We start from the raw sequence: 2,046 nt of genomic DNA on the forward strand, positions 1-2,046 counted from the left end.
GCAGGCGTGGGGCAAGCCAAAGCGTGCCGAAACCAGTGGTGGTGGTGACGCGCAATTCGCCAAACACTTCGTCTTCGCTGTCGCGGATGCGCGCGGCGGCGGCGTCCAGCCGTTTGGCCATCGAATTTGTCGCATCAAACAGCAATTCGCCTTGTTCAGTAAGAATCAGTCCGCGTGCATGACGGTGAAAAAGGGTGACATTCAGGCTTTCTTCCAGCGACCGGATTTGGCGCGACACTGCGGATTGTGATAAATGCAGCGTATCGCCCGCATGGGTCAAACTGCCAGCATCCGCCACCGCGTGAAATATTCTGAGCTTGTCCCAATCCATCACGCAACTCTTTTCATGCTTTACACTGTTTTATATCTCGGGTGTTTCTAGCGGTTTCCTATCACAAGTAAATGAAAACCGACCCGAAACTTTGGCTTTGTAGGTCAGTCATTTTGACCTATACTGTCGATGACGTTACATCGAAGGGGGGAGACTTGCGATGGCCAAACATGAGATTTCACTGAATGACCGTTTGGATCTGACGAAATCCCCGGTGTTGCTGAACGGCACCCAGGCGTTGGTGCGCTTGATGTTGATGCAAAAGGCGCGCGACCGTGCCGCCGGGTTGAACACCGCAGGCTATTGCACCGGATACCGAGGCTCACCTTTGGGCGCGGTGGATTTGCAGTTTACCCGCTCGAAAAAGCTGCTGGAGGCGTCAGATATCAAGTTCCAACCGGGCTTGAATGAGGATTTGGCCGCAACATCGGTTTGGGGCAGTCAGCAGGCGGAACTGCGCGGTCAAGGGCGCTTTGATGGCGTTTTCAGCCTGTGGTACGGCAAAGGGCCGGGGGTGGACCGCTCCGGTGATGTGATGCGGCATGCCAACCTTGCAGGCACCTCGCGCAATGGTGGCGTCGTGATGGCGTTGGGTGATGACCACACCGGCGAAAGCTCCTCCACCTGTCACCAGTCGGATTGGGCGGCGGTGGATGTGTCGATCCCGGTGATTTCACCTGCGGGTGTGCAGGAAATCCTCGACTACGGGCTTTACGCCTTTGCGATGTCGCGGTTTGCCGGGGTCTGGACCGCGTTGAAGCTGATGAAAGATACGGTAGAGGCGACCAGCGTTGTCGATGGCAGCCCTGACCGCGTGTCCTTCGTGATCCCGGAATTCGAGATGCCGAAAGGCGGTCTGAATATCCGCCTGAATGACCATTGGGTGCCGCAAGAGGACCGTCTGGTCAATTACAAACGCTATGCCGCAGAGGCGTTTTCGCGCGCGAACGGCATGGATCGCCGGGTCTGGGGCAAGCCGGGGGCCAAGATCGGCCTTGTTGCTGCGGGCAAGAACTGGCTCGATCTGACCCATGCGCTGTCGCTTCTGGGCATTGACGAGGCGGAGGCGCTGCGCCTTGGCATCACCACCTACAAGGTGGGTCAACCCTGGCCGCTGGATATGCACGGGTTCCACGATTGGGCCGATGGGCTTGATCTGATCATCGTGGTGGAAGAAAAGCGCAAGCTGATCGAGGTGCAGATCAAGGAGGCGATATTTGACGACCGGCGCGGTCGCAGGGTCTGGGGTGGGCGCAAGGGATCGCCAGAGGCGGAAGTTCTGTTCCCGGTGCCGATGGCGCTGGATCCGATGATGATCGCGACGAAGCTCGGCCATATCCTGATGGACGAGGACCGGGGCAGTGACCGCTTGAAGGCCGCCTTGCAACGGATTGACGAGGCAAAGGTTTCCGACAATGCGCAGGATATCGCGGCCCGATTGCCCTATTTCTGTTCGGGCTGCCCGCACAACACCTCCACCGTGCTGCCCGAAGGCACGCGCGCGGGCGGTGGCATCGGTTGTCACATCATGGCGCTGTGGATGGATCGCGGCACCGAAGGGCTGACCCAGATGGGCGGCGAAGGTATGGCATGGACTGGTGAGGCACCGTTTTCAAAGACGGAGCATATTTTCCAGAACCTTGGCGAAGGCACCTACAACCATTCCGGGATGCTGGCGATCCGGGGTGCGCTCGCCTCGGGTGTCAACATCACCT

General features: G+C 58.7%; 1 protein-coding gene and 1 pseudogene. One reads left to right on the plus strand and one right to left on the minus strand.

Annotated elements, in window-relative coordinates:
• Window positions 1-331, minus strand: a 331-nt coding sequence (locus L0H65_RS19020) for a LysR family transcriptional regulator (protein ID WP_301460764.1), incomplete at its 3' end; no start/stop codon positions are given.
• 160 nt (window positions 332-491) lie between these two features.
• On the opposite strand from L0H65_RS19020, the pseudogene L0H65_RS19025 reads away from it, so the two are divergent.
• A pseudogene (locus L0H65_RS19025) lies at window positions 492-2,046 on the plus strand (indolepyruvate ferredoxin oxidoreductase family protein); the annotation flags it as partial.

The sequence above is a fragment of the Pseudorhodobacter sp. genome, assembly GCF_030452865.1.
Classification (GTDB): domain Bacteria; phylum Pseudomonadota; class Alphaproteobacteria; order Rhodobacterales; family Rhodobacteraceae; genus Pseudorhodobacter.